Origin of the sequence: Pseudidiomarina piscicola (assembly GCF_902806985.1) — a bacterium.
GTDB lineage: Bacteria > Pseudomonadota > Gammaproteobacteria > Enterobacterales > Alteromonadaceae > Pseudidiomarina > Pseudidiomarina piscicola.
In genome coordinates this window covers 223,890-247,881 of record NZ_CADCXY010000004.1, presented here as the reverse complement: position 1 = coordinate 247,881, position 23,992 = coordinate 223,890, and the positions used below count along the sequence as shown (strand labels likewise).

25 protein-coding genes are annotated in these 23,992 nt (G+C 51.0%); 15 read left to right on the top strand and 10 right to left on the bottom strand.

Going from position 1 to position 23,992, the window contains the following annotated elements; genetic code table 11:
• Positions 1-113 precede the first annotated feature (113 nt).
• The 3 genes from PSI9734_RS09555 to PSI9734_RS09545 are packed head-to-tail and all read left to right on the top strand — an operon-like array spanning position 114 to position 1,674.
• Positions 114-512 (top strand): hypothetical protein, encoded by a 399-nt coding sequence (locus tag PSI9734_RS09555; protein WP_173920906.1) that lies wholly within the window; start codon positions 114-116, stop codon positions 510-512.
• Positions 513-542: 30 nt separating this feature from the next.
• Positions 543-1,085: a cytochrome b gene (locus PSI9734_RS09550; RefSeq protein ID WP_173920905.1), complete on the top strand. Its 543-nt coding sequence runs from the start codon at positions 543-545 to the stop codon at positions 1,083-1,085.
• Positions 1,086-1,095: 10 nt separating this feature from the next.
• The gene (locus PSI9734_RS09545) at positions 1,096-1,674 is read left to right on the top strand and encodes a YceI family protein (protein ID WP_173920904.1); all 579 of its coding nucleotides are present in this window, start codon (positions 1,096-1,098) and stop codon (positions 1,672-1,674) included.
• 29 nt (positions 1,675-1,703) lie between these two features.
• On the opposite strand, the gene PSI9734_RS09540 is transcribed toward PSI9734_RS09545, so the two are convergent.
• The 5 genes from PSI9734_RS09540 to cyaY are packed head-to-tail and all read right to left on the bottom strand — an operon-like array spanning position 1,704 to position 5,996.
• Positions 1,704-2,858, bottom strand: a complete 1,155-nt coding sequence (locus PSI9734_RS09540) for a heme biosynthesis HemY N-terminal domain-containing protein (protein ID WP_173920903.1) — start codon at positions 2,856-2,858, stop codon at positions 1,704-1,706.
• Positions 2,855-3,952, bottom strand: a complete 1,098-nt coding sequence (locus PSI9734_RS09535; RefSeq protein ID WP_173920902.1) for a uroporphyrinogen-III C-methyltransferase — start codon at positions 3,950-3,952, stop codon at positions 2,855-2,857. The genes PSI9734_RS09540 and PSI9734_RS09535 overlap by 4 nt, the downstream gene beginning before the upstream one ends.
• Before the next feature lie 3 nt (positions 3,953-3,955).
• Positions 3,956-4,735: a uroporphyrinogen-III synthase gene (locus tag PSI9734_RS09530; protein ID WP_173920901.1), complete on the bottom strand. Its 780-nt coding sequence runs from the start codon at positions 4,733-4,735 to the stop codon at positions 3,956-3,958.
• Entirely contained in the window at positions 4,732-5,673 is a 942-nt protein-coding gene (gene hemC / locus PSI9734_RS09525) for a hydroxymethylbilane synthase (RefSeq protein ID WP_173920900.1), read from the bottom strand. The genes PSI9734_RS09530 and hemC overlap by 4 nt, the downstream gene beginning before the upstream one ends.
• 2 nt (positions 5,674-5,675) lie before the next feature.
• Positions 5,676-5,996 (bottom strand): iron donor protein CyaY, encoded by a 321-nt coding sequence (cyaY, locus tag PSI9734_RS09520; protein WP_173920899.1) that lies wholly within the window; start codon positions 5,994-5,996, stop codon positions 5,676-5,678.
• 86 nt (positions 5,997-6,082) lie between these two features.
• On the opposite strand from cyaY, the gene lptM reads away from it, so the two are divergent.
• The 7 genes from lptM to uvrD all read left to right on the top strand — a co-directional run bounded on the left by lptM (position 6,083) and on the right by uvrD (position 12,911).
• Complete coding sequence (lptM, locus tag PSI9734_RS09515; protein ID WP_173920898.1) at positions 6,083-6,247, top strand: LPS translocon maturation chaperone LptM; 165 nt, start codon at positions 6,083-6,085, stop codon at positions 6,245-6,247.
• Positions 6,244-7,497, top strand: a complete 1,254-nt coding sequence (gene lysA / locus PSI9734_RS09510; protein ID WP_217420776.1) for a diaminopimelate decarboxylase — start codon at positions 6,244-6,246, stop codon at positions 7,495-7,497. The genes lptM and lysA overlap by 4 nt, the downstream gene beginning before the upstream one ends.
• Before the next feature lie 11 nt (positions 7,498-7,508).
• Positions 7,509-8,315 (top strand): diaminopimelate epimerase, encoded by an 807-nt coding sequence (dapF, locus tag PSI9734_RS09505; RefSeq protein ID WP_217420778.1) that lies wholly within the window; start codon positions 7,509-7,511, stop codon positions 8,313-8,315.
• Positions 8,312-9,013, top strand: a complete 702-nt coding sequence (locus tag PSI9734_RS09500; RefSeq protein ID WP_173920896.1) for a DUF484 family protein — start codon at positions 8,312-8,314, stop codon at positions 9,011-9,013. Before dapF ends, PSI9734_RS09500 begins: the two co-directional genes overlap by 4 nt.
• Complete coding sequence (locus tag PSI9734_RS09495) at positions 9,000-9,899, top strand: tyrosine recombinase XerC (RefSeq protein WP_173920895.1); 900 nt, start codon at positions 9,000-9,002, stop codon at positions 9,897-9,899. The genes PSI9734_RS09500 and PSI9734_RS09495 overlap by 14 nt, the downstream gene beginning before the upstream one ends.
• A gap of 18 nt (positions 9,900-9,917) precedes the next feature.
• On the top strand, positions 9,918-10,634 hold the full coding sequence (locus PSI9734_RS09490; RefSeq protein WP_173920894.1) for an HAD-IA family hydrolase: 717 nt from the start codon (positions 9,918-9,920) through the stop codon (positions 10,632-10,634).
• A gap of 75 nt (positions 10,635-10,709) precedes the next feature.
• A complete protein-coding gene (gene uvrD / locus PSI9734_RS09485) occupies positions 10,710-12,911 on the top strand; it encodes a DNA helicase II (RefSeq protein ID WP_173920893.1) in 2,202 nt (733 codons plus the stop codon).
• Here uvrD and rarD read toward each other — a convergent pair.
• Positions 12,887-13,786 (bottom strand): EamA family transporter RarD, encoded by a 900-nt coding sequence (gene rarD, locus PSI9734_RS09480; protein ID WP_173920892.1) that lies wholly within the window; start codon positions 13,784-13,786, stop codon positions 12,887-12,889. The two genes, uvrD and rarD, sit on opposite strands and share 25 nt — an antisense overlap.
• 161 nt (positions 13,787-13,947) lie before the next feature.
• On the opposite strand from rarD, the gene recQ reads away from it, so the two are divergent.
• Entirely contained in the window at positions 13,948-15,765 is a 1,818-nt protein-coding gene (recQ, locus tag PSI9734_RS09475; RefSeq protein ID WP_173920891.1) for a DNA helicase RecQ, read from the top strand.
• On the opposite strand, the gene PSI9734_RS09470 is transcribed toward recQ, so the two are convergent.
• Complete coding sequence (locus tag PSI9734_RS09470; protein ID WP_173920890.1) at positions 15,762-16,385, bottom strand: LysE family translocator; 624 nt, start codon at positions 16,383-16,385, stop codon at positions 15,762-15,764. The two genes, recQ and PSI9734_RS09470, sit on opposite strands and share 4 nt — an antisense overlap.
• A 77-nt stretch (positions 16,386-16,462) precedes the next feature.
• Here PSI9734_RS09470 and PSI9734_RS09465 point away from each other — a divergent pair, with 77 nt between their 5' ends.
• On the top strand, positions 16,463-17,551 hold the full coding sequence (locus PSI9734_RS09465; protein WP_173920889.1) for a transporter substrate-binding domain-containing protein: 1,089 nt from the start codon (positions 16,463-16,465) through the stop codon (positions 17,549-17,551).
• Positions 17,552-17,582: 31 nt separating this feature from the next.
• Positions 17,583-18,545 (top strand): Vgb family protein, encoded by a 963-nt coding sequence (locus tag PSI9734_RS09460; protein ID WP_173920888.1) that lies wholly within the window; start codon positions 17,583-17,585, stop codon positions 18,543-18,545.
• Here the strand turns inward: PSI9734_RS09460 and PSI9734_RS09455 are convergent.
• On the bottom strand, positions 18,542-18,901 hold the full coding sequence (locus tag PSI9734_RS09455) for a diacylglycerol kinase (RefSeq protein ID WP_173920887.1): 360 nt from the start codon (positions 18,899-18,901) through the stop codon (positions 18,542-18,544). The genes PSI9734_RS09460 and PSI9734_RS09455 overlap by 4 nt on opposite strands.
• Before the next feature lie 72 nt (positions 18,902-18,973).
• Here PSI9734_RS09455 and PSI9734_RS09450 point away from each other — a divergent pair, with 72 nt between their 5' ends.
• Both PSI9734_RS09450 and PSI9734_RS09445 read left to right on the top strand, forming a co-directional pair.
• Positions 18,974-19,951: a hypothetical protein gene (locus PSI9734_RS09450; protein WP_173920886.1), complete on the top strand. Its 978-nt coding sequence runs from the start codon at positions 18,974-18,976 to the stop codon at positions 19,949-19,951.
• 12 nt (positions 19,952-19,963) lie between these two features.
• Entirely contained in the window at positions 19,964-20,782 is an 819-nt protein-coding gene (locus PSI9734_RS09445) for a mechanosensitive ion channel family protein (protein ID WP_173920885.1), read from the top strand.
• On the opposite strand, the gene PSI9734_RS09440 is transcribed toward PSI9734_RS09445, so the two are convergent.
• Positions 20,730-21,788, bottom strand: coding sequence for a malonyl CoA-ACP transacylase (locus tag PSI9734_RS09440; protein ID WP_173920884.1), 1,059 nt, complete (start codon positions 21,786-21,788; stop codon positions 20,730-20,732). The genes PSI9734_RS09445 and PSI9734_RS09440 overlap by 53 nt on opposite strands.
• Complete coding sequence (locus tag PSI9734_RS09435; RefSeq protein WP_173920883.1) at positions 21,785-23,989, bottom strand: thiamine pyrophosphate-dependent enzyme; 2,205 nt, start codon at positions 23,987-23,989, stop codon at positions 21,785-21,787. The genes PSI9734_RS09440 and PSI9734_RS09435 overlap by 4 nt, the downstream gene beginning before the upstream one ends.
• Positions 23,990-23,992 lie beyond the last annotated feature (3 nt).

The window sequence follows — 23,992 nt, the reverse complement described above, 5'->3', positions numbered from 1 at the left end:
TAGTGAAACGCTTCAGCGCCGATGGTAGTGTGGGGCTTCCCCATGTGAGAGTAGGACACCGCCAGGCTTTAATTTAGAAGAGGCCCTCAGCTAACGCTGGGGGCTTTTTTTTTGTGGAAACAAAAGAGCGTTGGTCGTGCGTTCGGCTGCGCCTCACTATTCGTTGGTCGTACGCTGCGCTGTTCGTTGTTCGTACGTTCGGCTCGCGCCTCACTGTTCGTCGTTTAAAAAAAGCAAAGACAAGAGCGATGTTAGCTGTTCGCTGTTCGCTGTTTGAAAAAGACAAAAAGAGCAAGAGCGAAAGGCGATGTTTGCTGTTTGCTGTTCGCTGTTTGAAAAAGATAAAACAAACAGCGCTTTCGCCTTTGCGAGCAGCGCGAAGCGCGTACGAACAACGAACAGTGAGGCGCAGCCGAACGCACGAACAACGCTCTTCGCCTTTGCCCTTCATTCGCTTTAACCGAACGGATTTGCCTATTTTTACCGCTATTCATTTCCCTCAATTAAACTAAAATAATACCGTGTTTATTTAGGAACAGCTTATGTTGAAGAATGACTCATCTAGCTATGGCTGGATCGCTATCGCAATTCATTGGCTCTCGGCCGTGGCCGTCATTGGTCTTTTTGCTTTGGGTTATTGGATGTTAACTCTTAGCTATTACGATCCCTGGTATCGCGAAGGGCCTTGGTGGCATAAATCTTTTGGTCTGCTGTTATTGTTGCTGACTCTCGTTCGTTTGCTTTGGCGCTGGGTAAACCCCAAGCCCGTGGCTTATGGAACGCGGTTTGAGCAGGTTGCAGCAGGAGCCGGGCACGGCTTGTTGTACACATTGCTGTTGGTGACGATGATCAGTGGTTATTTAATTTCGACGGCGGATGGTCGCGGTATATCCGTATTCGACTGGTTTGAGATTCCCGCTCTAATCACCGGGCTGCCGCAGCAGGAAGACGTAGCTGGTGACGTGCACTGGTATGCAGCACTGAGTCTTGTGATTTTAGCTGCAGGGCATTCTTTAGCGGCCTTGAAACATCATTTTATAGATAAGCATGACACGCTTAAGCGTATGCTGAAACCAAAACCGTAGGAGGTTTACCATGAAAAAATTGCTACTTGCATCACTACTAAGTACCGCCTTGATGGGCGTCAGCGCAAATTCGCAAGCAGAAGACTATGTGATTGATATTGACGGACAACATGCCTTCATACAATTTAAAGTTAGTCACTTGGGCTACAGCTACTTGCTGGGCGAATTTACTGAATTCGAAGGCTCGTTTAGCTTTGACGAGAGCAATCCAAGTGCTGCATCAGTGGAAGTCACCATTGATACCGCTAGCTTAGATAGCAACCATGCAGAACGCGATAAGCATTTACGTAGCGACGACTTCTTCGCAGTAGAAGACTATCCACAAGCGAGCTTTGTATCGACCAGCTATGCTCCGAATGGTGATGGCAGCGGTATTCTGACGGGTGATTTAACCTTGCGTGGCGTTACTCAATCGATTGCTATCGATGTGACCGAAGTCGGTGCGGGCGCTGATCCATGGGGTGGCTTTCGCCGTGGTTTTGAAGGGATGGTTACACTAACGCCAGCTGAGTTTGGCTTTGATTATGATTTAGGACCAGCTGCTGAAACGGTCGACATGTACCTTTCAATTGAAGGTATTCGTCAGTAATTGAGCGGTAAAATTGAACAGCGCTGCGATTAATCTCGCAGCGCTTTTTCGTATGCTTCAAGGGCTGCTTGTGAGTTGCCTTGTGCGGCATAGACATGCGCAAGATCGAGCCATACCCGACGCGAGGGGACTAATTCAGCTGCACGTCGTAACGCTCGCTCAGCTAAAGCCCATTCTTTAGTGACTAACGCGACTTGCCCCATAGCTTGCAGTAACAGGCCATCTTCAGGGTGCTTCTTCAATTGCCCCTGTAAATAGTCACGCAGCTCGGGTCCGGCAACCAACAACTGCTTTTCCAGCAAATGTGCGAGTTCAAGTGTTCCTCGTTTTAGCCCGCGTGCGGCCACTTTATCGGCTGCGTCGAGTTGTTGGTACACTTTCAGTACAGCGATATAAGCTCGGCGAATGGGGGCATTACGGCGCTTGTCGCGGGCTAAGTTGCGCCATTGCGTTGCTAAGCTAGCTTTCCCTTCACGGCCTGACGCCAGAAAACTCTCGCGATAAGCTTGTTCGGTAAACTCAGTTAGCTCTGTTGAATTCAGAAGTTGCAAGCGTTCACAATCAGCAAGACAGGCAATGACATCGTCCCAGCGATGAAGGCTTTGGTAAGCACTTAAAGCTAAACGCGCCAATTGCGGATGACGCGGGTACTGTCGCCGCAATTGCTGAAGTTCGTCGATACGATTGGCCGCTAGATCAGGGTCTTGTTGTAGGCTAAACAAGGTTCCCGCCAAGCTTAGCTCGGTCGGCTTAGGTGCTTGTTGCAACCACTCCCGCGCTTGGTTGTAGTCGTCGTTACGTGCCGCTGCGTAACTTGCGAACAATGCCACGGTACCGTCGTGGCGTAACTGCCAGCTACGATTAAAAGCGTTTGACGCAGCATGGGAGTCGCCATTGACCAGTGCCGTGGCACCTTCAGTTAGCGCTGCTTGAGCTTTGCTGGTGCGACGCTGGCCGAACCACTTGATACCCCAACTCGTGCCCCGCACAATGCGCATCACAAAAGCGAGGAGGACGCGTATTAAAATCACGGTGATCACTAACATGATCACGGCAGCGACCAAACTGGTTTCAATGGTGTAGTTGCCCACGGCAATTAACATGTAACCAGTATTGCCTTCCCAAAGTGGACCAATAAAGAGCCCGGCTATCAGCAGTATGACGATAATCCAAGCATATTTCATGGGGTCGCTCCTGCGGTGATCGCGCGCGCCTTTTGGTTAATCAAAGGCAGGCTACGTAGCTGTGCCGGTAACTCTGCTTGTAGCTGTGGGCTCGCCAAACGGGCAAGCTGGTATTGCAGTGCACTAAGGTCAATGTCGCTTTGTGCAGCAACCTCAGCTACCAAGTGTTTTGCTTCGCTGATACTGTCTCGGTAAAGCTGATCAGACTGGGTAAGCGCCGCTTGCTGTGCGAGTTGTAATTGCAACAGTACCCGCTGTTTGGTCAGCTCAACAAACGCCATTGATAATTGAGGTTCAATTGGACGTTCGCGGTGTTGGACACGTATCAACTGATTAAATAGGGTCTGGGCACTGGCTTGTAAACGCGTATACCAAGGTGCATCGGCAGCGACGTCTGTACTAGACAACGTGCGACTTGGGGCGCTCACAATCCAGCGTTGACTGGTTAACTGGGCGCGCAGGCTGGTGAGTGCCATTGCCGTATCAACATGGGCGTTGGTATTGATCGTTGCTAAGACCAGTTTGTCGTCATTTATTGCTTGTCGAATGCCTTGATACGCTGGGTTGTTGAGTGCCGCCAGGTGCGAGTCTGCTAACTCAAGCAACTGCATAGCTAATTCTGGTTGCTGATCGATATAAAGCTTATGGCTGGCTTGTTCGACCAAATGACGAGCTTCGAGTACGCGCCATGCGGTGGCCTGAGAAACATCCAGCGCTGCAAATTCGGCCTGTACCGATTGCACCGCGCGTTGCACGTCTGATAACTCTTGCGCTTGATCACTTACGTTACGGCGCAGGCTGTTGGCAACCTGGTCGAGATTTTGTTCGATTTGTTGTGGTAGTCGCTGCTGCTGTTGCTTTAATTGCTGTAGCTCATTGTTGAGTTGTTCAAGCTGTTGTTGTCGCTGTGCACTCTGCTGTTGCAAGTTTTGGTTCGTGGCTAATAAGTCTTGGTAAACATAGCGGTAGCCGAGCCAACCCGCGAGGCCAATGATCACTATCAGTAGCAATACCACGAGCCACGCAATGGAGCCTTTTTTCTGGGGCGTGTCTGGTTGCTCAGTTGCGGTGTCCTGCTTCGAATCATTTGCCATGGTCTAAACTTCCTTCGTTAATTGAATGCCACGCTGCCAAGCTTCTACCATAGCAAAGCTGGCGGCACTTTCGGCAACTGCTACGCGCTGACTCAAGGCGTCAGGTAATAACTGTTTGAGGCGTGCGCTTGCCATGACCCACGTGCACTGGCTTAGCCATTCTCGCGCTGAATTGGGTGCGGCAGCTAAAAATGCGCCAAGCTGCTCGGCACTACTCACCATTATAGTATCAATAGTCTGCTGCCAAGTTTCAAATTGCGCCGCCTCGGCAGTTTTAGGTTGCCGCTGATAGACTTCAAGGTAACAAACCTCAGCCCCCCGGGCACGCATGGTATCGGCAAAGAGTTCACGTCCACCGTGGCCACGAATCAATAGCCAGCGCTGCCCGGCAACATCTTGTAATTCAGGTAACTCCAACAAGGCATCGCTGTTGTGTGCACGCCAAGGGCAGTTCACTGGCCTGCCCACCACATCAGCTATCGCATTGGCACTGACGGGGCCCACTGCGTACCAGCGACAGCGTGGCATCGGCGAGTTAGGGGCCCATTCGCGGGCTTGTTGTGCGAAATAATGGGCGGCATTAACACTCACCATCATTGCACCATCCCATTGTTGCCCAAGAATGCTGATTAAACTATGGTTGGGATCATCATACGCACTTATCTTCAACATACTGGCACACTCGATTGCCAGCGACTGCGACAGTTTGTTCGCTTGCTGTTGCATCAGCTGACGCAGCTCTGCAGCTTGCGCTTCAGGTCGAAGAATCAGTACGTTGCTCATGAATGCAGCTCATTTTCCGCATAAACGTCGTCAAGAATCTTGCCTGCTCCGCGCGCTAAAAGATACTCCGCCAGCTCGGTACCGAGTGCTTCGGCGTGATCGCGGTGACCTTTGATATCCCCTTCAATGATTTCACTACCATCAGGACGACCGACTAAGCCGCGCAAGTGGAGCTGATCGCCGCTCAGCTCGGCATAGGCGCCGATAGGAACTTGGCAACCACCTTGCAAGCGACGGTTCATTGCCCGTTCGGCCAATACACAGCTACGGGTGTCAGGACAGGTTAAAGGAGCTAAAAGGGCTTTAGTAGCGGTATCATCGGTACGGCATTCAATACCAAGAACGCCTTGACCGTTTGCGGGTAGACAGGTTTCCGCTGGAATTCGTTGGCGAATGCGTTCACCAAGGTCTAAGCGAATAAGGCCAGATGCGGCGAGAATAATGGCGTCAAACTGGCCATCATCAAGTTTGCCGAGTCGAGTTTGTACGTTACCGCGTAAATCACGAATTTGCAGATGCGGATAGTTCGCTAACACTTGGCACTTACGACGCAAGCTACAAGTGCCGACAATGGCGCCTTCAGGTAACTCATCAAGATTGTGGTAATGATTGGAAACGAACGCGTCACGTGGGTCTTCACGTTCGCAAATACCAAAGAGTTCAAGCCCTGGGGGGAATTCTACCGGTAAGTCTTTCATCGAGTGCACAGCAAGGTCGGCCCGCTCCTCGAGCATGGCGACTTCTAGCTCTTTTACAAAAAGCCCTTTGCCGCCAATTTTTGCCAACGGCGTATCAAGAATAATATCGCCCTTGGTACTCATCGGTACTAATTCCACACTAAGCCCTTCATGCAAAGCTTCTAGTCGCGCTTTAATATGTTCCGCTTGCCACAATGCTAAAAGGCTTTTGCGTGTCGCTATGCGTAATGTGCTTGCCATACTTACTCCGCTGTTAGCATGATAGTTTGTTCTGCTTGCTTGCTACCGGCTTCGGATAATAAGCTCCACAGTTCTGCACCTGTGCGATTGTCGATCCACTGGCCGTCACGGTATTCAAAGTGGTGACCATTAAACTTGGTTGCGACCCAAAGCTGCTGTAGCGGGGGCTGCTTATTGATCACCATTTTGGTGCTATTGGGGAAGGTTAACTCGAGTAAGTCGCCAGACGACTCGCTGTCGATATCAATACCTGTCTGTTCGAATGCTTCTTCAATGGCCAAAATCGTTGCTTCGGCTAACTCATGATAATCGTGGTCTTGCATGTCAACTCCTGATAATGACATTTGCGCGCTGCAATGCGATGATAAGCGCATGGTTAATTCGCAATTCACAAGGGTACAGTTTACCGATGTTTAAGCTGAAAGTAATGCGTCCGATTATTGTAGCAGCAACCTTAGGTTTGGTCGCCTGTGGCCAAAAGGGGCCATTAGAGATGCCGCCACCGGCAGAAAAGAACCAACCATCGGCAAATGTAGCCTCAGAGCCAGTACAAGGACCTCAAAAAGTATTATGAGCTTTACCTATAAAGAAACCGAACTTTTCGCCGAACAATGTGCCGTCACCGAACTTGCAAAAACGCATGGTACACCTTTGTTTGTGTATTCCAAAGCCGCGATCACCGCGAATTGGCAGCAGTTCTCACAACATTGGCCGGCACCACATAAGCTTTGCTATGCAGTGAAGGCCAACTCAAACCTGGCGGTTTTAAATGTACTGGCACGTCTTGGCGCGGGCTTTGACATTGTTTCCGGTGGTGAACTGGCTCGCGTCTTGGCTGCGGGCGGTAAAGCAGAAGACGTTGTGTTTTCTGGCGTTGGTAAAAGCCATGAAGAAATTGCTTATGCGCTCGATCAAAATATTGGCTGCTTCAACGTTGAATCGTCTGCTGAATTAGAGCGAATTCAGCACATCGCAAGTGAAAAAGGCGTCGTTGCACCTATCTCGTTGCGAGTGAACCCAGACGTAGATGCACAAACACATCCCTATATCGCGACGGGCCTAAAAGCCAACAAGTTTGGTATCGCGATGGGCGAGGCGCTTGATGTATTCCGCCGTGGTCAGGCACTCGAAAATCTCGACATGCGCGGTGTGGATTGTCATATCGGCTCACAAATCCTAACCCCTCAGCCGTTTCTCGATGCCGCCGACAGAATGTTTAATTTGATTGGCACATTGCGTGAAGAAGGCATTCAGATCACCCACCTTGATATGGGTGGCGGCTTTGGAATTCCTTATCAGCATGAGGAAAAGCTAGAAGTAAGTGGTTACTTACAAGAGTTGCAAAGGCGCGCCAAAGAGATTGGCAACTTAACCTTGATGCTCGAGCCGGGGCGCGCAATTGTCGGTAATGCTGGCATCATGGTGACAAAAGTCGAATACTACAAACCTGGTAGTGAAAAAAACTTTTTGTTGGTGGATGCGGGTATGAACGACTTGCTGCGCCCATCTTTGTATAACGCTTATCACGATATAGTGCCAGTGCAACGCCATCAGGGTGTTGATGAGCCTTTAGTCGATGTGGTGGGGCCGGTATGCGAAACCGGTGATTTTTTTGGTCATGCACGACACCTTGCGGCCCAAGAAGGTGACTTATTGGCGGTTATGAATGCCGGCGCTTACGGCTTTACCATGGCCTCAAACTACAATACCCGACCGCGCGCGGCTGAGGTAATGGTGCATGGCGAGACTGCGAGCTTGATTCGTGAACGAGAACCGTTGGCAAGCTTGTGGCAGGGTGAGCACGTACTTGGAGATGATGCGTGAATTTTAGCAAGATGCATGGTTTAGGTAACGATTTCATGGTGATTGATAACGTTACCCAAACGATTTTTGTGAACCCAGAACAGATCCGTCAATGGGCCGACAGGCACCGAGGCATCGGCTTTGATCAGCTTTTGTTGGTCGAGCCACCTTATGATCCAGATCTGGATTTTCACTACCGCATTTTTAATGCCGACGGTACTGAGGTGGCGCAGTGTGGGAACGGTGCTCGCTGTTTTGCGCTGTTTGTGCGGCAACGAGGGTTAAGTAACAAGAATCACCTGCGGGTAAGCACCAAAGCTGGAACCATGGTCTTGCATCATGAACGCGATGGGCGTATTACAGTAGAAATGGGTGAACCTCGGTTTGCCCCTAACGCCGTTCCTTTTAAAGCGAACAAAGAAGAACTGACCTACGTGTTGAGGGTGCAAGAGCAAACAGTTCTTTGTGGCGTTATGGGGCTTGGTAACCCCCACTGTGTGACCGAGGTCGATGATATTGCGCAAGCACCGGTGGCGAGCTTAGGTCAAGCCGTGGCAACCCATGAACGCTTTCCCGAAGGCGTGAATGCTGGTTTTATGCAAATCATTGATCGCAATCACATCAAATTACGTGTGTATGAACGAGGTGCGGGCGAAACTCAAGCCTGCGGCAGTGGCGCATGTGCTGCGGCAGTGATTGGTATGCGTATGGGGAAACTCAACGACACGGTATTGGTTGAGGTACCAGGCGGGCAGTTAAGTATTCGTTGGCAGCCCGGGCAAACGGTACGAATGACGGGCCCAGCGACACATGTCTATGATGGATATATGAAACTATGAGCAATGAAGCCAAAAAACAAGCGCCAACAGCGGTCGTTGACGATAGCTTGATCGCCGCTTACTTAGAAGAAAACCCAGACTTTTTTGATCGCCATACCGACCTGCTTCAGCATTTAAGTGTACGCCATCAAACCCAGGGTACGGCCGTATCGTTGGTGGAGCGGCAGCAGCAGGTGTTACGGCAACGGGTGCACCAGCTTGAAGAAGAAATTACCGAGTTAATGATTACCGCACGGCGTAATGAAGAGCTGTTTCGTTATTTTAGTGAGCTCTATGTAAAGCTGCTACAAAGCAAGAGCCTAGCTGAAGTGATGGACAGCCTGCAACAAACGTTCTCAGAGCAGTTACAGATGCCAGCGTTAACGCTTAAGTTTTTCGATAGCCCACTAGAGCTGGAGTCACAGTTTACCTTCGCGGCCGATACGCATAAGCAACTGCTGAGCAAACGGTTCAACGAAGACACTATTTATCTCGGGCGACTTACCACCGACGAACAAAAATTGTTATTCCCAAGCGAAACCATTGCTTCAGTGGTGCTACTTTTACTTGGTGAAAAAGGTGAGCTAGGCATGCTCGCTATCGGGAATCATGATGCCGGGCATTTCGAGCCTGCTATGGACACCTTGTTGGTGAAGCAACTGCAGGTATTGCTGAGCCAGATCTTACCGCCGCTGTTACAGCACCATGAAGCTCGTTGAGGTACGACAGAAGTTCCTTGATCATTTAGCCGGCGAGCGAGGCCTTGCCGAGCATACCTTGGCGAACTACGGCCGCGTACTGAAGCACGATATTGTGTTTCTTGAAAGTCAGGGTATTGAACAGGTCGCGGCTGTCGAAGTTGCGCAATTTGAACGCTTATTTATGCAGTGGCGGCACCAAGGTTTAGGTGATTCGTCGCTGGCCCTGCGCTTAGCGGCGTGGCGTACCTGTTTTGATTACTGTATTCGGCAGGGGTGGCGACACGACAATCCTGCCAAGCAAACCAAAGCACCGAAAACAGCGAAACGGTTACCTAAAAACCTCGATGTCGATAGTATCAGTCAATTATTAAAACTTCCTGAAGATGATGACCTGGCGATTCGTGATGCCGCCATTATGGAATTGTTGTACGGCAGTGGTTTGCGCTTGGCTGAACTTGTCGCACTAGATATCGACGGTATTAATCCGCGCCATCAAGAATTACGGGTATTGGGTAAAGGTGGGAAAACTCGCATTGTACCTTATGGCCGCTGTGCTGCTGAGGCTCTGCGCAAGTGGCTCCCCATACGTAGCAAGTGGTTGCATGGCAACTTGCAAGAGCTGGCGCTTTTTATTAGTCAGCGTCAGCGCCGAATTAGTCCGCGCACAGTGCAGCAACGACTCAATCATTGGGGCCGTTTGCAGGGGCTCAATGGCAGCCTACACCCGCACAAACTACGGCACTCTTTTGCCTCACATATGTTAGAATCGAGCGGTGATTTACGTGCGGTTCAAGAACTTTTGGGGCATGCCAACTTAAGCACCACACAGGTTTATACCCACCTCGATTTTCAGCACCTGTCAAAGGTCTATGATGCCGCGCACCCGAGAGCTCGTAAGAAATAACAACAGAATAAGGACGCTATGCAGTTTTATCGCCGTCTCTACCCAGTTCAAGCGTTAAGTTTCGATCTTGATGACACCTTGTACGATAATGTGCCGGTGATGCTGCGCGCTGAAGCTGAAAGCTATCAAGCCCTCTGCGCAATGTTTCCCGAAGCTCAACAATGGAGCCAACAACAGTGGGCCCAGCGACGTTGGCAGTTGATGCAAACAGAGGTAAGCCTAGCGAGCGATATGACGGCTCTGCGCTTAGCCACCTTAGCTCGCGGTTTAATGGCGTTAGGCGTGTCTAAGCCACAGGCCGAACAAGGTGCGGAACAGGCCTTTGCGACCTTTTTGGAGTACCGCAATCAAGTGTCAGTGCCGCAGGCAACACATGACTTATTGCAAGAACTAGGTCAGCATTTCCCCTTAGTGGCCCTGAGTAACGGCAATGTGGATACCCAAGCAATAGGCTTGCGTGATTACTTTGCGGCCGTCGTTCAGCCAGGTAATGGCCTGCGCGGTAAACCCCATAGTGATATGTTTGCCCAGGTAATGCCGCAGTTCCCCAAAGTCGCTCCCAGAGGTTGGTTGCATATTGGCGATAGTCCTTATGCTGACGTGCTTGGTGCCCAACGAATGGGTTGGCAAACCGTTTGGTTTTCAGGTGGCATTTATACCGCTGACGCGCTTCAGGTGTTACCGACGGTAACCCTGAGTGACGTGAGCCAGTTGCGGCAACTTCTACTGAAGTAAGAATTTTGGTAACTGGTTGCATATACAGTAGTCGGCCTTTAAACTGACCTCAGCTTTCAACGAATGGATAGTGCTATGACCTCGCATCCCCTGCTCGAGCAACTTAATCAAAAGCAGCGTGCCGCCGTGGGCGCACCGGAACAGCACATGTTAGTACTGGCCGGTGCCGGTAGTGGTAAAACGCGCGTATTGGTGCATCGTATTGCATGGTTAATACAAGAGCTGCGGCTGTCACCGTACAGTATTATGGCAGTGACCTTTACCAATAAAGCCGCTGCAGAAATGCGCGGGCGAGTAGAGGAGCTGGTCGGCAGCTCCACTCGAGCAATGTGGATAGGTACCTTCCATGGTTTGGCGCATCGCTTGCTGCGCGCGCACTATATGGATGTAGGGTTACCGCAAAACTTTCAAATCTTAGATAGTGACGATCAACAACGGATGCTGAAACGCATCATGCGAAGTCTTAATCTTGACGAAAAGCGTTGGTCACCAAAGCAGGCACAATGGTTTATCAATGCCAAAAAAGATGAAGGCTTACGCCCCCATCATCTTGATGGTTATGATTTCAATGAGCGCACTTACAAAGAGATCTACGACGCCTATCAAGTCGCCTGTGACCGCTCGGGGCTGGTTGACTTCGCAGAATTGCTGCTGCGTGCCCACGAATTGTTGCGCGATAATCGTATTGTGCGTGAACACTACCAACGGCGCTTTCGTCATTTATTGGTTGATGAGTTTCAAGACACTAACTCCATTCAATATGCATGGGTGAAGTTACTGTCAGGCGCAGGTAGTGACAAAGAGCATGAAAATTTTGTCACTATTGTGGGCGACGACGATCAGTCTATTTACGGCTGGCGCGGTGCCAAAATAGAAAACATACACCAGTTTACGCTCGACTTTCCAAAGGTCGACACTATACGCCTGGAACAAAATTACCGCTCGACCAATACCATTCTTAGTGCTGCCAATAGCGTGATTGCAAATAATAACGATCGGCTTGGTAAAGAGCTGTGGACCGAAGGCGGCATGGGCGAGCCTATTGACCTGTATGCAGCCTATAACGAACTCGATGAAGCGCGCTACATTGCCAGCCAAGTTGAAGCTTGGCACGAGCAAGGTAATGCCTTGCAAGACGTCGCCTTACTGTATCGCAGTAATGCGCAGTCGCGGGTATTAGAAGAAGCCTTGCTGCATGCACGTATCCCCTATCGAATTTATGGTGGCTTACGATTCTTTGACCGCCAGGAAGTTAAAGATGCATTGGCCTATTTACGCTTGCTGTCTAATCGAGACGATGATGCAGCATTAGAGCGCGTCATCAATACGCCAACCCGCGGTATTGGTGCTCGAACCTTGGAAATTGTGCGTGACGGTGCTCGCCAGCGCGGCACGTCGTTATGGCTGGCAGCGAAGCAATTGGCGACGGAAAAGGTTCTGACTGGGCGTGCTGCGAATGCGGTATTGGCGTTTGTCGACCTGATTCAGCAGTTGGAAGACGAAACCAATGACTACAGTTTAGGCCGACAAGTAGACACTGTGATAAAAAGCAGTGGGTTAATGGCCATGTACCAAGCCGAGAAAGGCGAAAAAGCTGAAACTCGGGTAGAGAACTTAAAAGAGTTGGTTAACGCCTGCGACAACTTTGATCAACTTGACCGTGTAGACGATGAAGAGTTGTCGCCGTTAAATGGCTTTCTCGCCCACGCCGCTTTAGAGTCGGGTGAGGAACAAGCCGACGAGCATCAAGATTCGGTACAGCTGATGACCTTACATAGTGCTAAAGGGCTGGAGTTTCCCTTGGTATTTATGTGTGGCGTTGAGGAAGGCCTGTTTCCTTCTCAGCAGTCGCTCGATGAAGCTGGACGACTCGCCGAAGAACGGCGCTTATGCTACGTAGGCATGACTCGCGCCATGCAAAAACTGGTGATTAGCTACGCTGAACAGCGGCGGGTTTACGGCCAAGAAAAGCTGCATAGCGCGAGTCGCTTTATTGCCGAGATCCCCGCTGAAAATCTACACCATGTGCGTATGCAAAGTCATCGTAACTTTACCACGGAAGCACCGAACTATGGTCGCTTCAACACTGCAGCAAGTCATGAAGCTTTTGAAGAAAGCGGTTTTCAGCTGGGCCAGCGAGTACGACATGTTAAGTTCGGTGAAGGCACTGTTCTTAACTATGAAGGCTCGGGTGCGCAAAGCCGAATTCAAGTGAACTTTGATGACCTAGGCAGCAAATGGTTAGTGGTTGCTTATGCTCGTTTAGAGCGCTGTTGATGAATCAGCGTATCGATACTATAAAGCGCCAGGGCCGCCCAAATCATTGCAAAGGTTAGCAGTTTGTCGCTTGCTAGCGGTTCGCCGTAGATCCATACCGCCAACACAAACATAATGCTGGGGCCTATATATTGAAAGAACCCCAAGGTGGCATAGCGAATGCGCTGGGCAGCAGCGGTAAAGCACAGCAGCGGTGCGGTGGTGACAATTCCTGCGGCCATCAACAGTAGGTTGAGCTGCCAAGTATTTTGCGTCATGTCACTGGCCGTTGAGTCGGCAAAAAACAGTAAATAGATGAGCATAATCGGCAGCAAAATGGTGGTTTCAAGCCACAGCCCCGTCATTGAGTCGACCGGCAAACGCTTGCGGATAGCACCATAAGTCGCAAAACTGCATGCCAGAGCCAGCGCAATCCACGGCACTGAACCAAAACTAATCACCTGTACCAGCACCCCCACCACAGCTAAGGCTATGGCAATGAGTTGGAAACGGCGCATTCGCTCAGCAAAAAACAACATGCCAATAGCAACATTCAGCAAGGGATTAATGTAATAGCCCAAGCTGGCGTCAAGAATGTGGTTGGTATTAATGGCCCAAATAAAGAGAAACCAATTACCCCCCAGGAGGAAGGTGGCAACGGTCAGCCGCAGCATTTGCGAGCGATTTTTCAAAACCGGCTTAATACGGTGAAAACGTCGCAGTGCAAAAATCAAGAACGCCACTAATACAAACGACCAAATAATTCGATGGCTAAGGATCTCAATCGCAGGTACCTGTTGCAGCAACTTAAAATAAATAGGCGCAATGCCCCACATGGTGTAGGCGGCAATGGCGAATATCACGCCGTGGCGGCTGCGAGTTGCATCATCGGTCATAAGAAAAGTCTCGGTGTTCTGGTGACACATTAGAGGTTGTACGAAAACTATGCAGTTACCACACTAATTCGTCGCAAATGATCTTTCGGTGGTGGTGATGCGCGCTTGGGATGCATACAATAGAGCTAATTACCCACAAGCGTCAATCGGAGCTGTCAAAAATGACTGCGAAACCGCTGTCAAAAGTCCTTGCCGAGGTTTTTGGTTATGCCGAGTTTAGGCAGGGCCAAGAGCAAGTGATCGAGGCGGTTCGAGCTGGCCAAGATGCGCTGGTATTAATGCCAACAGGAGGCGGCAAGTCACTTTGCTACCAGTTACCGGCAATCATGGGAGAAGGCGTGACCTTGGTGGTGTCACCGCTCATTTCATTGATGCAAGACCAAGTTGAAAGCCTGCAAACGATGGGGGTATCGGCCGGTGCGCTGCACAATGGGCTAGAGCCAGAACAACAACAGCAATTGTTGCAGCAAGCGAGCGAAGGACAATTGCGGCTGTTGTATGTGAGCCCCGAACGTGCGCTACAACCCTATTTCATGCGACAGCTGCAACAATGGAATGTGACCCTGGTAGCGATCGATGAAGCGCACTGTATTTCGCAGTGGGGGCACGATTTCCGTCCCGAATATGGCCAGCTCGGGCAACTTCGTGAAGCCTTACCGCAACTACCCTTTATGGCGCTTACGGCCACCGCCGATGCCGCCACCGAAGCAGACATCGTGCAGCGCCTGCACCTCCACCAACCGGTTATTTATAAAAGCTCTTTCGACCGGCCCACGATTCGTTACATTGTCGAGGAAAAATTTAAGCCGCAGAAGCAGTTACGCGATTATATCGCGAAGCAAAAAGGGGCTTCGGGCATTGTCTATTGTGGTAGCCGCAAGCGCGTTGATGAACTTGCCGAGCGGTTAGCGCTCGATGGCGTGCGAGTGGCCGCGTATCATGCCAGGAAAACCCATGAGGAACGCGCCCGAGTACTGCGCGGCTTTGTGCGTGACGATATAGATGTGGTGGTCGCGACCGTTGCGTTTGGCATGGGCATCAATAAGCCAAACGTACGCTTTGTGGTGCACTTTGATGTGCCACGCAGTATTGAAGCCTACTATCAGGAAACTGGGCGCGCGGGGCGAGACGGGCTGCCGGCCGAAGCGCTATTGCTTTACGATCCAAGTGACGCGAGCTGGATTCGTAGCATGATCAACGACCATCCAGATGAGAAGCGTCGGCAAGTAGAGCTGCATAAATTCACCGCTATGCAAGCTCTGGGTGAAGCGCAAACATGTCGTCGCTTGGTACTGCTGAACTATTTTAATGAATTTCGCGATACCAACTGCGGGAATTGCGATATTTGTCTAGACCCACCGCGGCAATACGATGGAACGGTCGATGCCCAAAAAGTACTGAGCTGCATCTACCGGGTAGGCCAACGTTTTGGCACCAACCACGTTATCGATGTGCTGCGCGGTAGCAAGTCTCAGCGTTTAACTGCGCTTGGCCACGAGCAATTATCGACCTTTGGTTTGGGGGCTGAAAAAAGCCAAGCACACTGGTTAGGCGTTATCCGGCAACTGATTCACCGTGGTTTAGTCTGGCAAAATATCCAGCACTACGGCACCTTGCAATTAACCGAGGCGGCACGACCCGTGCTACGCGGCGAGATAGCCTTGTCATTGGCTGAACCTCGTATGAATCTGGCCGTGAGTAAGCCAAAAGTGACCGACCGTGGCGATTATGACAAATTGCTATTTCGGCGTTTACGCGCACTGCGTAAAAAGATTGCTGATGCCGAAGAAAAACCACCTTTTGTAGTTTTTAACGACAACACCCTAGTGGAAATGGCGGTTCATTACCCAACCGATGAAGCCAGTCTGTTGTTGATTTCAGGCGTCGGACAAACCAAGCTTGAGCGCTACGGTGCCGCCTTTATCGACGCCATTACTGCTTATCTTGATGCTGAAGAAGAGCCTCTCTTCAACCACTAACCCGTTGGCATAAAGTAGAAGGTCCACAGTTCTTGCAACACGGGAATAATGGATGCCACCAAAATGAGCCCCATGGTAATGTTAAACACTCGCTGAAATACCGAATTGGCGAGCACTTTTCGCAACAACGAACCAAATAACAGCCAACTTCCCACGCATGGAAAGGCCATTAGAAAGAACGCTAAGGTAATGGCTAGCACTTCGACGACAGGGTTGCCGTTCACCGAGGTGTAGGCGGCAACAGCACCGGATGCCATCATCCAAGCCTTGGCATTAACCCATTGAAATAATGCAGCTTGCCAAAAGTTAAAAGGCTTTTTCTCTCCTTTTTTGATGGCTTTTGGTTCGGCGCTGGCGATATGCCATGCTAACCAGAGCAAATAGAGCACCCCAACCACTTTGATCAGTTGATGAAGATTTGGAAAGCGCTCGAAGATCACGCCAAACCCAAAGCCAACCAAAAGTACCATCAATGGAAAGCCGAAGCAGATACCTAAAAAATGCGGCATGCTGGCGCGAATACCGTAATTAACACCAGATGACATGATCATGACATTGTTTGGACCTGGGGTAATTGTGGTCGAAAAAGCGAAAAACAGTACTGCGATGAAAATTTCCATAACCATCCATTTTCGAGTGAGGTCTGTATACTAAGATTAGTGTGCCTTGAGCATGACTACAAAAACAAGGAGTTCAGATGAAAATTCAGCTACGCGGACTCATGGTGCTGGCGCTCTTACTTTGGCCGCTGGCGTCGCTAGCACAAACCGAGCCTAGCCAAACCGAGCCAGCCGTCATGGAAGTTGCGGTGCGCCTGAGTCCACCGTTCGTAATGAAAGACGAAGGCGGCGCGTACCACGGTTTAACAATCGAATTGTGGGAGCAGATTGCTGCCGTAAACAATTACCAGTTTCGCTATCATGAGGCCGGTCTCGAAGAGCTAATTGATGGCGTTGCTGATGGGCAATTTGACGTGGGGTTGGGTGCGGTATCGGTGACCGCTGCCCGTGAGCAACGAATCGATTTCACCTTACCGTTTTATAATGCGGGCCTTGGCATCGCCGTGCCAGCCGTAGCGGAGCCGGGCTGGTGGACCATCACCAAACGCTTTTTTAGCCTCGAATTTTTAACTGTTTTATTAGTGCTTTCGGCCGTATTAATGGCGGCAGGCGCATTAGTGTGGCTAGCAGAGCGGCGGCACAACCGCGATGAATTCAGTACCACAAAATTAAAAGGTATCGGCGCGGGCTTTTGGTGGGCGGCCGTGACCATGACAACCGTAGGCTATGGCGATAAGTCGCCACAGACAGCTCTTGGTCGTGGGGTTGCATTAATCTGGATGTTTACTAGTGTGATTATAATATCGAGCTTTACTGCTTCAATCACATCCGCCTTGACCGTCAATAAACTATCAACGCGGGTACAAGGGCAAGACGACTTGGTGAACGTACGCGTTGCCAGCGTACCTGCGTCGTACAGTGCGTCTTGGTTAGATCGAGAGAATATTGGCTATCAGCAAAATACCAACTTAGCGCTGGCCCTAACCTCGGTTCAAGAAGGTAAAGCCGATGCCGTGGTATATGACGCACCGTTATTGAAATATCAGTTACGGAAAAACTTTTCCGGTTTAACGGTATTGAAAGACGTTTTTGCGCTGCAAGACTACGCTTTGGTATTGCCACCAGAAGCCAGTACGCGCGAAGCGATAAACCGTAGCTTACTACGCCACATCCGAAGTGCCGAGTGGCGACAGTCGGTGCAACGCTACTTAGGCGATACTCTTTAAAGTTGAATTACGACTCTCGTAGGAGGTCATTATGTTAGGTCTAACGCTTAGTGTGTTACTTAGTTCAAGTGGTGCGACGGTCACCATTAACGAATGGCAGGTGCCATGGCCTGATTCACGACCGCGTGACCCTTACGTGCAGACAGACAATCGTGTGTGGTTTGTTGGACAGCGCGCCGATTATGCTGCGGTGTTGAACCCAAAAGACGGGTCATTCGAGCGGATTGACTTGCCGGACGGTGCCGGACCACACAATATCATTGTCGATCAGCGAGGTGCTTGGTATGCAGGAAATAAAGCGGCGCATATCGGTAAAATTGCCCATGACGACAACTCGATTACGCAATACCCGCTGCCAGGAGATGGACGTCGTGATGTCCATACCATGCAGTTTACCAGTAGCGGAGACATTTGGTTCACCGCCCAAGGCGCCAATAAGTTCGGCTTTTTTGATGCCGACAAAGAGTCGATTGAGTTATACGATATTGCAACCCCGCGGGCGCGACCTTACGGGCTTATTTTGATCGACGACCAGCCGTGGCTGACACTGTTTGGCTCAAATAAATTAGTCACTTATGAAGATGCTGAAGTCGTCGAGATTGAATTGCCGCGCGCTAGCGCAAATCGTCCACGGCGGCTTGCAGAAGGCACTGACGGTGGCGTCTGGTATGTGGATTATGCGGGTGGGTATTTAGGCCGTTATGACCGCCAAACAGAGACGGTGAGTGAATGGCAGATGCCGGCAAGCGGTGGCTCGCTACCTTATGCGATGGCCGCAGACAACCAAGGTTATATTTGGTTTGCGGAAACTGGCCCGCAACCGAATCGTATTGTCGGTTTCCATATTGAATCAGAGACCTTTACCGACCCTGTTGCGGTTCCCAGTGGTGGTGGTACCGTGCGTCATATGGTGTTTGACGACGCAAGTCAGAGCCTGTGGTTTGGTACAGATGCCAATACCATAGGCCAGGCGAAAATTACCTACAGCGACTAACCAAATAAGATCAGTAACCAGGTGACCGCGATAGTCACCAGGGCAAACATGACAGCGGTTGAAGCAATATCTTTTGCTTTGCCGCTGAGCTCATGCAGGTCGGGGCTGATGCGGTCGACCGTGGCTTCAATGGCAGAGTTTAAGAATTCTACGATAAGTAGCAGCAATACCGGTAGCACCAAAAGGGCTCGTTCCACACCACCGTCACCGAGCACAATACCTGTTGGGATAAGTATGGCGGCAAGGAGTAGATCTTGTCGAACAGCGGCTTCTGAGCGCACTGCAAAGCCAAGACCTCGTAAGGAGTTTTGAGTTGCTCGGACAATCCGCATAAGTCCTTGTTGTGACGGTTTCATTGCTGCTCTTTTGGTTTCTGCTAGATGGTGTACAGTGTAATACAAAGTCAAACTTAAGGATGGCTTAAATTTATGACCAAAAGCAACCACTGGCAACTGATCCCGATGGAACAGTTTGAGCGGCCATCAGCGCCTGCGAGCACGGTGATTCAACAAACATGGTCGCACCTTCGAAAGCTTTTGGGCGCCGATAGCGATGACGACGCTGTACCTGATGAGCAAGACTTCCCTAGTTACTCTGAGTTTGCTCTAGAGCCAGCAGTCGCAGCTGTGAATGCAGTCTTTAATGAAGAGGATGCGCCCTCGGTACGTTTTGTCATAAGCCCGCCTTTTAGTGGTTGCGGGGCGATTATGCGCAAGTGGGCCGAACAACAAGGCTATACCCAACTGACCCCGCCAAGCATCGAACAATTAGAGCAAGCTGATACTGACCCTTGGTGGCAGCAACAACAATGTGATACTTGGCTACTTGATGAATTCTCATCGTTTTGGTTACGCACCACCGCGCACATGCAATTTATACGAGCACTTTTGCCGCGCTTGTTACGTGGCGAGATTGGTTGTGGCGTAGTGGTGATTGATAGCTGGACCTATGCGTTTTTGCAGCGTGCTTGGCCGTTAAGTTTGCCCCATTGTTACTGCTTTGCAGCGGCAAGCCCCGAGTTACTGCGCCAAAGCGGCATCGTAGCGAGTGACAAGCGTTTACGAAAAGTCACTGCCCGAGCGCGTGGCAACCTGGGCGTTGCGCTAGCCCATTGGGCCGTGGAACAAAATCCGGAACGCAGTTTGCCCCGTTTGCCCGGTGAGGCCGACGATGCTACGGCGTTTATCTTATATAGCCTGTTATTGCACCATGGTCTGCGGGGCGAATACTTGCAGCAGGTGTTACCGATGCTCGCGCCGGCGCAACTCGATGTGCAACTGCTGCGCTTGCAGCAAAATGCTGTGGTGGAGCTTGATGACGAGAAAATATGGCGCGTCACGGTCTATGCCTATATCGAAGTGCGGGAATTTCTAGCCGCCCGCGGCTTTTGGCTTGATGGATTTTAGCGAGGTCGCAAAGTGGACACTGAAAAGATCTTAGGTTTATTTAGAGAGATTACCAGCGGCGTACTCATCGAAATAGCGCTAGTGTTCGCTGTGGCGACCGCGATTGTGCTTGCCAGTCAGAAGGTTTTACCTTGGTTTGCCGACCATTTGCATGGCAAGCAGCGCCTGTTTGCCTTGGCAATGATACCGACCATTCGGGTTATTGTATTTATCATTGGTTTTGTGTGGATTGTGCCACTGGTGATTGAGCCGACGATGCAAAACATGGTGGCCATATTAGGCGCTGCCGGGTTAGCAATTGGCTTTGCACTAAAAGACTACGTGAGTAGTCTCATTGCCGGAATCGTGGCGGTCTATGAGCTGCCTTATCGGCCCGGTGATTGGATTGAAGTCGAAGGCACTTACGGTGAAGTGAAGCATATCGGTATGCGCGCTGTTGAAATTGTGACGCCCGACGATACGGTGGTGTTTATTCCTCACCTTAAGCTGTGGTCGAATCTTATTCACAATGCCAACAATGGTGGACCCAGCTTGATGTGTGTCGTGGACTTTTACTTGCACCCCGAGCACGATGCGCATCGGGTGAAACATCTGCTAGAAGATGTCGCGCTCACCAGCCCTTATGTACAACTCGCCAAGCCCATCGTGGTTGTGGCCAAAGAAGAGCCGTGGGGGACACACTATCGTTTGAAAGCCTATCCCATTGATCCACGGCAACAGTTTCAATTTATGACCGACTTAACCGCGCGTGGCAAAAACTGCCTACGACAGTTGCCGGTTAACTTTGCGCAGCTGTCACCAGAGCACGTTGTTCAGGCATCCCCATACTGATCACGTAGGGTAACTCGGCTTCTTGCCGCGCACTGAAGTCCGCTTTGTCGCTAAGCCCCTGCCAACCAATCGCAATGAGTGCTTGAGCGACCGCGCCGCCAAGACCGTTGCCTGGTCCCAGTAAGATAATATGATCGGGTGCATAGTCTTTGACTGCTACCTGAACGGCTTTACTGAAATCATAGGTTTCCGTGACTTGATGACCCAAGGTGTAACTGTGCAGCGCGGGCATATCTGCGGTGGGTGTGAGCCATTGGTAACCGCGGCCGTCAACCAAAGGTGTTTGAGGTGCTTGAAATGCTGCAATCGGCCAAGTTTCTTGCGCTTGTTCCGCGGCACCCTGCATCAGTTTGGTGTGGAATGCGGCATGACCGGGTAAGAGCATTGGAAACCGTTCATCGGCTTTCGGTAACGCTGCGAGTGCGGCGCTACAGGCGTCTTCCGTACCGGCAAGAACGGCATAGCCGCCGTAGTGAATCGAGTGCATTAAGGCGCCGGGGTGAGCCGCAATCTGTTCTTCTACAACAGCGATACGCTCGACATCAGGGCGCCATTCGCTATCTACCGTAGGATAAATAAACTGTGCACCTTCGCCGTCTGCGGTGAGCTGCGCCATGCTGGTCACAAGTTTGGTACTGGTGCTAATTGACCAAGCTTCGGCACAAGCCATGGCAGTGTACCAACCCATCGAGTTTCCGGTCATTGCCACAATGTCGTACTGCTCTCGATCAATGCTAAGAAAGTCAAGGTAACCGGCGGCGTAGATAAGTGCTGCGGCATTCTCTGGACGTTGGTGAATAGAGGTTTTAAAGAGTTTGGCTTGATCAAGTTCTGACACCGTGGCGAGCCCTAAAGCGGCTCGTTCGGCGTCAATTGTGTCCAATACCGATTGTAAATCTTCGCGGATAGTTGACGAAGATGCGGCTATATTCGCGGAGATCGAGCCAAGTTCGGGTTTGTTATAGGTTCCTCGGCCAGGGCAAATCACCAGTGCGGTTTTCTTCATGACGAGGTCTCCTCTAGCATCGACAAGGCTAAATCGGTAATCGCATCACTCGATGGCAACACCGAGTAAGCGGCTTGGCCAAGCGGTATAAAGCTGTCCTCTGCGGTTAGGCGTTGAATAGCAAATTTACCGTGATAGCGTTCATGTAAGGTCGTGATCAACTCTTCACTTAAGGAGCCTCTACGCCGGCACTCGTCGACCACTAACAGCTTCGTGGTATTGCCAAGCGCGGCAACGATTTTATCGACATGCAATGGAACCAAACAGCGAATATCCAGCACTCGAACCCGATGGCCTGCCTCAGCAAGTTGGCGTTCAGCTTTACGGCTTAAGTAATAGCCGTTGCCATACGAAATAATCGCCAGTTCTTCGCCATCACCGTGTACCGCTGGTTCGCCGAGCTCAGGAATCGGTTGCTGCACGTCTGGGTAATGGCAGAGCCAACCGTTATCGCCTTCGCTGTGTAGGTCGCGAGCCATGTACAATGCAATCGGTTCGAGCATCACTACCACACGCTGTTCAATCGCCGCTAAATGTACCGCTTGGCGCATTAGCAACGCGCCGTCAACGCCATTCGATGGACACAGCACAATGACTCCCGGAATATCTCGGAACACAGCGAACGAGTTGTCGTTGTGGAAGTGCCCGCCAAAGCCGCGCTGATAAGCCAAGCCGGCGATACGAATCACCATTGGGTTGGTATATTGACCGTTCGAGAAAAACGACAAGGTTGCCGCTTCGCCACGGATTTGGTCTTCAGCGTTATGCACATAAGCAAGGAACTGAATTTCCGGCATGGCGATAAAGCCTTGCTGGGCCATACCAATGGCTAACCCGAGAATACTTTGCTCGTCGAGCACGGTATTCAGTACACGGTTCGGGCCAAAAGCTTCCATTAAATGCTGAGTGACGTGGTACACACCGCCTTTTTTGGCGATATCCTCTCCGCACATAACGATGTTATTGAACTGCGCCATTAAATCGTGCAGCGCCCAGTTGAGTAACTTCGCCAGATGCTGTGGTTTACCCGCGTTATGTTTGTCCCAGTTAAATAGTTGCTGGCGCCGTGCTTCATCTGGCACCGCAGGTAACGAGGCTGCATCTTTAGCAGGCGGAACAATCGATTGCATCACTTGCTCGGCCTGTGTGAGCTTGGGTTGTTGCGTCGTTTGTTCAGCGATACGCACTAGGCGTTGCTGTTGCTGACGGATGTGCGCGACCAGGCTGTCGTGGTCAAACAGGCCGCGGGCGATGAGTGCCGCACAGCTGTACAGGAGGGGGTCGCGCTCGGCATCACGATGGATCTCTTGTTTGTTGCGATAGGCGACCTCGGCATCGGCGCCGGCATGGCCAAACAAGCGTATGGTGCGTAAGTGCAGTACTGCTGGTTTGCGCTTGTTGCGCACATAGTCCGCCGCTTGTTGTGCAACCAAATAGGTTTCTGCAAGGTTACTGCCGTCGGCAAAAAAGTATTTCAACGCCGGCCGTTGGCTGAGTTGCTGTTGGATCCAGCCTTGTGGCGTATGCGTTGAAATGCCGAGGCCGTTGTCTTCACAAACCAAGAGTAACGGCATCGGTATTTGTTGATAAGCCGCCCAACTGGCCGAGTTGATGGCACCAAGCGCGGTTGAATGATTGGCGGACGCATCACCAAAACTACACATGGCAATCGCATCGTTAGGCCAGGTGCCTTGGTGTTGTAAACGCTTCGATAACCCGATCGCGAATGCGGTCCCCATGGCTTTGGGCAGATGCGAGGCAATAGTGCTGGTTTGCGGTGGTACGTGCAGCTCAAGACTGCCGAGTACTTTATGGCGACCACCGGAAATTGGGTCGTCGCTGGAAGCCGCAAAGCTCAGCAGCATATCGTAAAGCGGCGTGGTTCCCGGTTTTTGTTTCGCCCGCTGCAGGAAAAACGCACCGCTACGATAATGCAAAAACGCAGGATCAGTGACCCGCAGCGCTTTTGCTACCGCCGCATTGCCTTCGTGGCCTGAGCTGCCAATGGTGTAAAAGCTTTGCCCCGCGGCTTGCATCAGCCGCGACTGTAAGTCGAGTAAGCGACTGGCCAATTGTGAATCGAATAACTCCACTAATTCCGCATCGCTAAGGACACCGCCCGCGGCCTGCGCGTGCGGCAATTCGTGTTGTTCAATACGCTGGATAAACTGGCCCAGCCATGGGTGCATTGCTGCAGCCATAAA

Coding starts and splice junctions, on each gene's coding strand:
- PSI9734_RS09490 (WP_173920894.1), top strand. CDS start 9,918: ATGCAGTTTTATCGCCGTCTCTACCCAGTTCAAGCGTTAAGTTTCGAT.
- recQ (WP_173920891.1), top strand. CDS start 13,948: ATGACTGCGAAACCGCTGTCAAAAGTCCTTGCCGAGGTTTTTGGTTAT.
- PSI9734_RS09450 (WP_173920886.1), top strand. CDS start 18,974: ATGACCAAAAGCAACCACTGGCAACTGATCCCGATGGAACAGTTTGAG.
- dapF (WP_217420778.1), top strand. CDS start 7,509: ATGCATGGTTTAGGTAACGATTTCATGGTGATTGATAACGTTACCCAA.
- PSI9734_RS09435 (WP_173920883.1), bottom strand. CDS start 23,989: ATGGCTGCAGCAATGCACCCATGGCTGGGCCAGTTTATCCAGCGTATT.
- PSI9734_RS09455 (WP_173920887.1), bottom strand. CDS start 18,901: ATGAAACCGTCACAACAAGGACTTATGCGGATTGTCCGAGCAACTCAA.
- PSI9734_RS09530 (WP_173920901.1), bottom strand. CDS start 4,735: ATGAGCAACGTACTGATTCTTCGACCTGAAGCGCAAGCTGCAGAGCTG.
- PSI9734_RS09440 (WP_173920884.1), bottom strand. CDS start 21,788: ATGAAGAAAACCGCACTGGTGATTTGCCCTGGCCGAGGAACCTATAAC.
- PSI9734_RS09545 (WP_173920904.1), top strand. CDS start 1,096: ATGAAAAAATTGCTACTTGCATCACTACTAAGTACCGCCTTGATGGGC.
- PSI9734_RS09540 (WP_173920903.1), bottom strand. CDS start 2,858: ATGAAATATGCTTGGATTATCGTCATACTGCTGATAGCCGGGCTCTTT.
- cyaY (WP_173920899.1), bottom strand. CDS start 5,996: ATGCAAGACCACGATTATCATGAGTTAGCCGAAGCAACGATTTTGGCC.
- lysA (WP_217420776.1), top strand. CDS start 6,244: ATGAGCTTTACCTATAAAGAAACCGAACTTTTCGCCGAACAATGTGCC.
- PSI9734_RS09500 (WP_173920896.1), top strand. CDS start 8,312: ATGAGCAATGAAGCCAAAAAACAAGCGCCAACAGCGGTCGTTGACGAT.
- PSI9734_RS09550 (WP_173920905.1), top strand. CDS start 543: ATGTTGAAGAATGACTCATCTAGCTATGGCTGGATCGCTATCGCAATT.
- PSI9734_RS09535 (WP_173920902.1), bottom strand. CDS start 3,952: ATGGCAAATGATTCGAAGCAGGACACCGCAACTGAGCAACCAGACACG.
- uvrD (WP_173920893.1), top strand. CDS start 10,710: ATGACCTCGCATCCCCTGCTCGAGCAACTTAATCAAAAGCAGCGTGCC.
- PSI9734_RS09495 (WP_173920895.1), top strand. CDS start 9,000: ATGAAGCTCGTTGAGGTACGACAGAAGTTCCTTGATCATTTAGCCGGC.
- hemC (WP_173920900.1), bottom strand. CDS start 5,673: ATGGCAAGCACATTACGCATAGCGACACGCAAAAGCCTTTTAGCATTG.
- rarD (WP_173920892.1), bottom strand. CDS start 13,786: ATGACCGATGATGCAACTCGCAGCCGCCACGGCGTGATATTCGCCATT.
- PSI9734_RS09465 (WP_173920889.1), top strand. CDS start 16,463: ATGAAAATTCAGCTACGCGGACTCATGGTGCTGGCGCTCTTACTTTGG.
- lptM (WP_173920898.1), top strand. CDS start 6,083: ATGTTTAAGCTGAAAGTAATGCGTCCGATTATTGTAGCAGCAACCTTA.
- PSI9734_RS09460 (WP_173920888.1), top strand. CDS start 17,583: ATGTTAGGTCTAACGCTTAGTGTGTTACTTAGTTCAAGTGGTGCGACG.
- PSI9734_RS09470 (WP_173920890.1), bottom strand. CDS start 16,385: ATGGAAATTTTCATCGCAGTACTGTTTTTCGCTTTTTCGACCACAATT.